Origin of the sequence: Pseudoalteromonas sp. P1-11, assembly GCF_001399995.1 — a bacterium.
GTDB lineage: Bacteria > Pseudomonadota > Gammaproteobacteria > Enterobacterales > Alteromonadaceae > Pseudoalteromonas > Pseudoalteromonas atlantica.
The window spans coordinates 106881-114234 of sequence record NZ_LJSP01000010.1 but is presented as its reverse complement, the minus strand read 5'-3'; the positions used below and the strand labels follow the sequence as shown (position 1 = coordinate 114234).

The 7354-nt window shown below is 44.1% G+C and carries 14 protein-coding genes; all 14 read right to left on the bottom strand.

The features are described from left to right. Positions 1 to 133: 133 nt before the first annotated feature. The 14 genes from rplQ to rpsN all read right to left on the bottom strand — a co-directional run bounded on the left by rplQ (position 134) and on the right by rpsN (position 7350). Positions 134 to 535, bottom strand: a complete 402-nt coding sequence (rplQ, locus tag AN390_RS15625; protein WP_004589197.1) for a 50S ribosomal protein L17 — start codon at positions 533 to 535, stop codon at positions 134 to 136. 39 nt (positions 536 to 574) lie between these two features. Further along, positions 575 to 1561 carry a DNA-directed RNA polymerase subunit alpha gene (locus AN390_RS15620; RefSeq protein WP_004589198.1) on the bottom strand — a complete coding sequence of 329 codons (987 nt, stop codon included), beginning with the start codon at positions 1559 to 1561 and terminating at the stop codon, positions 575 to 577. Between the two features lie 24 nt (positions 1562 to 1585). Then, the gene (rpsD, locus tag AN390_RS15615) at positions 1586 to 2206 is read right to left on the bottom strand and encodes a 30S ribosomal protein S4 (RefSeq protein WP_004589199.1); all 621 of its coding nucleotides are present in this window, start codon (positions 2204 to 2206) and stop codon (positions 1586 to 1588) included. A gap of 21 nt (positions 2207 to 2227) precedes the next feature. Then, positions 2228 to 2614 carry a 30S ribosomal protein S11 gene (gene rpsK / locus AN390_RS15610; protein ID WP_002959471.1) on the bottom strand — a complete coding sequence of 129 codons (387 nt, stop codon included), beginning with the start codon at positions 2612 to 2614 and terminating at the stop codon, positions 2228 to 2230. 12 nt (positions 2615 to 2626) lie between these two features. Continuing rightward, positions 2627 to 2983 carry a 30S ribosomal protein S13 gene (gene rpsM / locus AN390_RS15605; protein ID WP_004589200.1) on the bottom strand — a complete coding sequence of 119 codons (357 nt, stop codon included), beginning with the start codon at positions 2981 to 2983 and terminating at the stop codon, positions 2627 to 2629. Between the two features lie 125 nt (positions 2984 to 3108). Continuing rightward, positions 3109 to 3222: a 50S ribosomal protein L36 gene (gene rpmJ, locus AN390_RS19700; RefSeq protein WP_002959476.1), complete on the bottom strand. Its 114-nt coding sequence runs from the start codon at positions 3220 to 3222 to the stop codon at positions 3109 to 3111. A gap of 22 nt (positions 3223 to 3244) precedes the next feature. Beyond that, the gene (gene secY / locus AN390_RS15600; RefSeq protein ID WP_004589201.1) at positions 3245 to 4573 is read right to left on the bottom strand and encodes a preprotein translocase subunit SecY; all 1329 of its coding nucleotides are present in this window, start codon (positions 4571 to 4573) and stop codon (positions 3245 to 3247) included. A 10-nt stretch (positions 4574 to 4583) separates the two neighbouring features. After that, positions 4584 to 5018 (bottom strand): 50S ribosomal protein L15, encoded by a 435-nt coding sequence (gene rplO / locus AN390_RS15595; protein ID WP_004589202.1) that lies wholly within the window; start codon positions 5016 to 5018, stop codon positions 4584 to 4586. 4 nt (positions 5019 to 5022) lie between these two features. Further along, the gene (rpmD, locus tag AN390_RS15590) at positions 5023 to 5205 is read right to left on the bottom strand and encodes a 50S ribosomal protein L30 (RefSeq protein ID WP_004589203.1); all 183 of its coding nucleotides are present in this window, start codon (positions 5203 to 5205) and stop codon (positions 5023 to 5025) included. A gap of 2 nt (positions 5206 to 5207) precedes the next feature. Next, the gene (gene rpsE / locus AN390_RS15585) at positions 5208 to 5714 is read right to left on the bottom strand and encodes a 30S ribosomal protein S5 (RefSeq protein ID WP_004589204.1); all 507 of its coding nucleotides are present in this window, start codon (positions 5712 to 5714) and stop codon (positions 5208 to 5210) included. Positions 5715 to 5723: 9 nt separating this feature from the next. Beyond that, a complete protein-coding gene (rplR, locus tag AN390_RS15580; RefSeq protein ID WP_004589205.1) occupies positions 5724 to 6074 on the bottom strand; it encodes a 50S ribosomal protein L18 in 351 nt (116 codons plus the stop codon). A gap of 9 nt (positions 6075 to 6083) precedes the next feature. Beyond that, positions 6084 to 6617, bottom strand: a complete 534-nt coding sequence (gene rplF / locus AN390_RS15575; protein WP_004589206.1) for a 50S ribosomal protein L6 — start codon at positions 6615 to 6617, stop codon at positions 6084 to 6086. 13 nt (positions 6618 to 6630) lie between these two features. Then, positions 6631 to 7023: a 30S ribosomal protein S8 gene (gene rpsH, locus AN390_RS15570; RefSeq protein WP_004589207.1), complete on the bottom strand. Its 393-nt coding sequence runs from the start codon at positions 7021 to 7023 to the stop codon at positions 6631 to 6633. A 21-nt stretch (positions 7024 to 7044) separates the two neighbouring features. Further along, positions 7045 to 7350 carry a 30S ribosomal protein S14 gene (gene rpsN, locus AN390_RS15565; RefSeq protein WP_004589208.1) on the bottom strand — a complete coding sequence of 102 codons (306 nt, stop codon included), beginning with the start codon at positions 7348 to 7350 and terminating at the stop codon, positions 7045 to 7047. Between the last annotated feature and the right edge of the window lie 4 nt (positions 7351 to 7354).

Below are 7354 nucleotides of genomic sequence, written 5' to 3'. Positions count from 1 at the left end.
TAATAGGTAATAGGTAATAGGTAATAGGTAATAGGTAATAGGTAATTATCAAGTAACTATTTGGAGGGATGTCAAATTTTAGGCATTAAAAAGCCGAGCATTAAGCTCGGCTTTTTGGTGTCTCTTTAAAGACTTACTCTGCAGACTGCGCGTCTTCTTGAACTTCTTCGTTAGTCGCTGGGCGACCTACTAGTTCAATATAAGCCATTGGTGCATTATCACCAGCACGGAAGCCACACTTAAGAATACGAGTGTAACCACCTGGACGGTCTGTATTACGAGGACCGATTTCGCTGAACAATTTACCAACTACTTCATTATCACGCGTGCGAGCAAACGCTAAACGGCGATTTGCTACACTGTCAGTCTTAGCCAGTGTGATTAAAGGTTCAATTACACGGCGTAACTCTTTCGCTTTAGGCAAAGTAGTTTTGATGATTTCATGTTTCACCAAAGAACCTGCCATATTGCTGAACATCGCTTTACGATGGCTACTGTTACGGTTTAATTGACGACCACTCTTACGATGGCGCATGACCCTATCCTTCTAACTAAACTAATATAGTGATTTAGATTATTCAGCTAGGCTTGCAGGCGGCCAATTTTCTAGGCGCATGCCTAGAGAAAGACCACGTGAAGCTAGCACGTCTTTTATTTCAGTTAGAGACTTCTTGCCTAGGTTAGGCGTTTTAAGAAGCTCAACTTCAGTGCGCTGAACTAAATCACCGATATATTGAATTTGCTCGGCTTTCAAACAGTTTGCTGAACGTACTGTTAGTTCAAGATCATCAACTGGACGAAGTAGAATAGGATCGAATTCTGGCTTCTCTTCTTTCTCTTCTGGCTCAGTTACATCACGTAAATCTACGAATGCATCTAATTGCTCAGCTAAGATAGTAGACGCACGGCGGATCGCTTCTTCAGGATCTAAGGTGCCGTTTGTTTCCATATCAATGATTAACTTGTCTAAGTCTGTACGTTGCTCAACACGGGCTGATTCAACCGAGTACGCAATACGTTCAACTGGGCTGAATGATGCATCAAGCAGCAATCGACCAATTGGACGCTCATCGTCATCAGAGGATAAACGACTAGATGCCGGCACATAACCACGACCACGCTCAACACGAATACGCATGCTGATCTCGCTGCTATCTGTCGTTAAATGACAAATAACGTGATCTGGATTAGCAATTGTTACATCGCCATCGTGCTGAATATCAGCCGCAGTCACAGGGCCTACACCAGATTTAGTCAGGGTCAGAAAAACTTCATCTTTGCCTTCTAACGTTACTGCTAGACCTTTTAGGTTTAGTAGTATTTCAATGATGTCTTCTTGTACGCCTTCTTTCGCGCTGTACTCATGCAATACACCGTCGATTTCAACTTCAGTTACTGCACATCCAGGCATAGATGATAACAGTATACGGCGTAAGGCATTACCCAGAGTATGGCCAAAGCCACGCTCTAGTGGTTCTAAAACTACTTTAGAACGCGTTGGGTTGATAGCGTCGATATCGACTAACCTTGGTTTTAGAAATTCTGTAACAGAACCCTGCATTTTATCCTCTCTTAACTCTTAACTTTACTTAGAGTAAAGTTCGACGATTAGTTGTTCATTAATGTCCGCAGACAGATCTGAACGCTCAGGTAGGCGCTTGAAGCTACCTTCCAATTTCTTACCGTCAACTTCAACCCAAGTCGGCTTTTCACGTTGCTCAGCCAACTCTAGAGCAGCGATGATACGTGCTTGTGTTTTAGACTTCTCACGGATTACTACAGTATCTTCTGGAGCAATTACGTATGAAGGAATGTTCACAACACGACCATTAACTAAAATCGCTTTGTGGCTTACTAACTGACGTGCTTCAGCGCGTGTGCTAGCAAAACCCATGCGATATACAACATTGTCTAAACGTTGCTCTAAAAGCTGTAACAAGTTTTCACCTGTATTACCTTTAAGGCGAGCAGCTTCTTTGTAGTAATTACGGAATTGCTTTTCTAATACACCGTAGATACGACGTACTTTTTGCTTTTCACGTAATTGTAAACCGTAATCAGATAAGCGACCTTTACGAGCGCCGTGCTGACCAGGTGCAGTCTCAAGTTTACACTTAGAGTCGATAGCTCTTACGCCGCTCTTAAGGAACAGGTCAGTACCTTCACGACGACTCAGCTTGAGCTTAGGGCCCAAATATCTTGCCATGTTATTTCTCCTAACCTATTGTTAAACGCGACGTTTCTTCGGTGGACGACAACCATTGTGTGGTATTGGCGTCACGTCAGTAATGTTGGTGATACGGTAACCAGCAGCATTCAAAGCACGTACAGCAGATTCACGACCTGGACCTGGACCTTTAATGAAAACTTCTAGATTTTTTAAACCGTATTCTTGAGCAGCAGTACCTGCACGCTCTGCAGCAACCTGAGCAGCAAATGGTGTAGATTTACGTGAACCACGGAAACCTGAACCACCGGCAGTAGCCCATGATAGTGCATTACCTTGACGGTCGGTAATTGTTACAATAGTGTTGTTGAAAGACGCATGAACATGAGCCATACCATCAGCAACTTGCTTTTTAACCTTTTTACGACGAATTGGTGTCTTAGCCATAATACTATCCCCTTATCGCTTAATAGGCTTACGAGGACCCTTACGGGTACGCGCGTTAGTCTTTGTTCTTTGACCACGTAGTGGTAAAGAGCGACGGTGACGTAGGCCACGGAAACAACCAAGGTCCATAAGGCGCTTGATATTTAGAGTAACTTCACGACGAAGGTCACCTTCTACAGTGTACTTGCCAACTGCATCACGCAGTACGTCAAGAGTTTCGTCTGAAAGTTCACCGATTTTTGTGGTCTCGGCGATACCAGTCGCTTCTAAGATAGCCTTAGAGCGAGTCTTACCTATGCCATAAATAGCTGTTAAACCAATAACTGCATGTTTATGATCAGGGACGTTAATGCCAGCGATACGGGCCACTAACACATCTCCTATATTTGAATTTGGTAATCAAAAGTTTGAAAAGCCCGTAAGGATACTCAAACGAAGACCAAATCACAACTAAAAACACAGGCCGAGAAATCTCAGCCTGCACGACTGTTTACTTAGCCTTGCCTTTGCTTATGCTTAGGCTCACTGCAAATTACGCGTACTACACCAGCACGTTTAATAACTTTACAGTTACGGCATATTTTCTTAACGGAAGCACGTACTTTCATTGCTCAACTCCGTAAACTGACCTTATCGGCCGTAGCCTTTAAGGTTCGCTTTTTTCAGCACAGAATCATACTGATGTGACATCAGGTGAGTCTGTACTTGTGCCATAAAGTCCATGATTACTACAACGATAATCAAAATTGATGTACCGCCGAAATAGAATGGCGTTTGCCATGCCATAGTCATGAATTCGGGCACCAGACAGATAAAGGTTATATACAAAGCACCTGCCAATGTCAGGCGTGTCATCACTTTATCAATGTATTTAGATGTCTGCTCACCTGGACGAATACCTGGGATAAATGCGCCAGATTTCTTCAGGTTGTCTGCTGTCTCACGCGGGTTAAAAACCAACGCTGTGTAGAAAAAGCAGAAGAAGATGATAGCTGCTGCTAGCACCATCGCATACAAAGGCTGACCTGGAGTCAACGTTGTTGCAATAGCTTGTAGCACATCAGCGACCGGACCTTCACCCTGGCCGAACCAGCTTGCAATTGTACCAGGGAACAGAATTATACTGCTAGCGAAGATTGGTGGAATAACACCCGCCATGTTTACTTTTAGTGGTAAATGCGTGCTTTGAGCAGCAAATACTTGACGACCTTGTTGGCGTTTAGCGTAGTTAACAACGATACGACGTTGTCCACGTTCGAAAAACACTACAAGATAAGTAACAGCGAATACTATAACCGCAACCATCAACAGTACAAAAACATTCAAATCACCTTGGCGCGCCATTTCGGCTGTCGAACCAATAGCAGACGGCAGGTTAGCTACAATACCAACAAATATTAGAACTGAGATACCGTTACCGATACCGCGTTCTGTTATTTGTTCGCCCAACCACATTAGGAACATAGTACCAGTTACTAAACTCACCACTGCGGTGAAATAGAAACCGAGACCCGGGTTAACAACTAACCCTTCCATCATGCCCGGTAAGCTAGTTGCAATACCGATTGATTGGATAGTAGCAAGCACAAGCGTGCCGTAGCGTGTGTACTGGCTAATTTTTTTACGCCCTTGCTCACCTTCTTTCTTAAGCTCTATAAACGGAGGATACATATGCGTTAATAGTTGCGTAATAATCGAAGCCGAGATATACGGCATAATACCCAGTGCTAACACTGAAGCTCGCTCAAGCGCACCACCGCTAAACATGTTGAACATCTCAACAATGGTGCCCTTTTGTTGCTCGAAGAAATCGGCAAGTACAGCGGCGTCAATCCCAGGGATTGGCACAAATGAACCTAGACGGTAAATAATGATAGCACCTAAAACAAATAGTAATCGACGCTTCAATTCCGAAAGTCCACTTTGTGCACTTTGTGTATCTTGACCTGGTTTAGCCATTAGTACTTCCTTAGTCTTCTACCTTGCCTCCGGCAGCTTCAATAGCTTCGCGAGCACCTTTAGAAGCCTTAAGGCCTTTAACGGTAACAGCGCGTGAAACTTCGCCAGATTTAACAACTTTAACGAACAGAACGTTCTTTTTAACTAGACCAGCTGCTTGTAACGCGTTTAGGTCTACCACATCGCCTTCAACTTTAGCGATTTCAAAAAGGTTTACTTCTGCAGATACTAACGATTTGCGTGAAGTGAAACCAAATTTAGGTAGACGACGTTGCATAGGCATTTGACCGCCTTCAAAACCAACGCGTACTTTACCGCCAGAACGTGATTTTTGACCTTTGTGACCACGGCCACCAGTCTTACCAAGACCAGAACCGATACCACGACCAACACGTTTTGGAGCAGTTTTAGAACCTGCAGCAGGTGAAAGTGTATTCAAATGCATGAAATTAACCCTCTACCTTAACCATGTAAGAAACTCGGTTGATCATACCACGTACACATGCTGTGTCTTCTAACTCAACAGTGTGGTTGATACGACGTAAACCAAGACCGCGTAATGTAGCTTTATGCTTCGGTAAACGACCGATAGAGCTCTTTACTTGTGTTACTTTTACAGTTTTATTTGCCATGGTTACCCCAGAATTTCGTCTACGCGCAGACCACGTTTAGCAGCGATTGACTCAGGAGAGTTCATGTTCTCTAGAGCTTGAATCGTTGCACGTACTACGTTGATCGGGTTGGTAGAACCGTAACATTTAGAAAGTACGTTCTGCACACCAGTAACTTCTAGTACTGCACGCATAGCACCACCTGCGATGATACCAGTACCTTCAGATGCTGGTTTCATGAACACTTGTGAGCCAGCATGACGTCCTTTAACAGGATGCTGTAATGTGTTGCCATTTAGGTCTACATTGATCATGTTGCGACGTGCTTTTTCCATTGCTTTTTGAATAGCAGCTGGAACTTCACGAGCTTTACCATAACCAAAACCTACTTTACCTGCGCCATCACCAACTACAGTTAGTGCAGTGAAGCTAAAGATACGACCACCTTTAACTACTTTAGACACACGGTTTACCGCGATTAGCTTTTCAGCTAAATCAGGCTGTTGTTGCTTTGCTTCTACGTTAGCCATTGTCTACTCCTAGAATTGCAAACCGGCTTCACGCGCAGCATCAGCTAGCGCCTTCACACGGCCGTGATATTTAAAGCCACTGCGATCAAAAGCAATCTTTTCGATGCCTTTGTCAGCCGCACGTTCTGCAACCGCTTTACCAACTGCTTGTGCAGCTGAAACGTTGCCTGTGCCTTTAACTGTTTCGCTAATAGCTTTCTCAACAGTAGAAGCAGCAGCCAGTACAGTACCCTCAGCATTAACTACTTGAGCGTAAATGTGACGTGGCGTGCGGTGGATAACAAGACGCGTTGTGCCTTGTTCAATATAATTTCTACGAGTGCGTTTAGCACGACGTAGACGAGCTGTTTTTTTATCCATCGTCTTACCTTACTTCTTCTTAGCCTCTTTACGGCGTACATTCTCATCTGAATAACGAACACCTTTACCTTTATAAGGCTCAGGTTTACGGTATGCACGAATGTTAGCAGCTGTTTGACCAACTAACTGCTTATCTACGCCCTTAACTAGAACTTCTGTTTGGCTTGGAGTTTCAATCGTAATTCCCTCAGGAACTTCGAAATTAACTGGGTGCGAGAAACCAAGTGTTAAGTCTAAAACTTTACCCTTAGCTGCAGCACGGTAACCAACACCTACTAACTGAAGTTTCTTCTCGTAACCTTCATGCGTACCAACAACCATGTTGTTGATTAGAGCGCGAGCAGTACCTGCTTGAGCCCATGCATTAGCTACGCCTTCACGAGGTAAAGTTGTAATAACGTTGTCGTTAACTTGTACTTCAACAGCGTTGTTAATAGTACGAGTAAGTTCACCGTTTTTGCCTTTAACTGTGATGTCCTGGCCTTTTAATGTAACTTCTACACCGGCAGGAACATTGATTGGTGCCTTTGCTATGCGAGACATAGTTCCCCTCCGATTAAGCTACAAAGCCAATGATTTCACCACCAACACCAGCACTACGTGCTGCGCGGTCTGTCATTAGGCCTTTAGAAGTTGATACGATAGCGATACCAAGACCACCCATTACCTTCGGTAATTCGTCACGTTTCTTATAGATACGTAGACCAGGGCGGCTAACACGCTGGATATTTTCAATTACAGCTTTGCCTTCGAAGTATTTCAACTCGATAGAAAGCTCAGGTTTCGCTTCGCTGTTTACAGCGAAATCTGCGATGTAACCTTCGTCTTTTAATACTTTAGCTACTGCTACTTTCAGCTTTGAAGTTGGCATCGTTACAGATACTTTCTTCGCTGATTGACCGTTACGGATACGTGTAAACAAATCCGCGATAGGATCTTGCAAGCTCATAGTCTTACTCCCGTGATACTATTACCAGCTAGCCTTTTTAAGGCCAGGAATTTCACCGCGCATAGCTGCTTCGCGAACTTTAATACGGCTCATGCCGAATTTGCGAAGGAAACCATGTGGGCGGCCCGTAATGTTACAACGATTACGTTGACGTGCAGGGCTAGAATCACGTGGTAAAGCTTGAAGCTTAAGTACCGCGTCCCAACGATCATCTTCAGATGCGTTAACATCGCTGATGATAGCTTTTAGTGCTGCACGCTTTTCAGCGTACTGAGCAACTAGTTTAGTGCGCTTTGCTTCGCGCGCTTTCATAGAATTCTTTGCCATAACC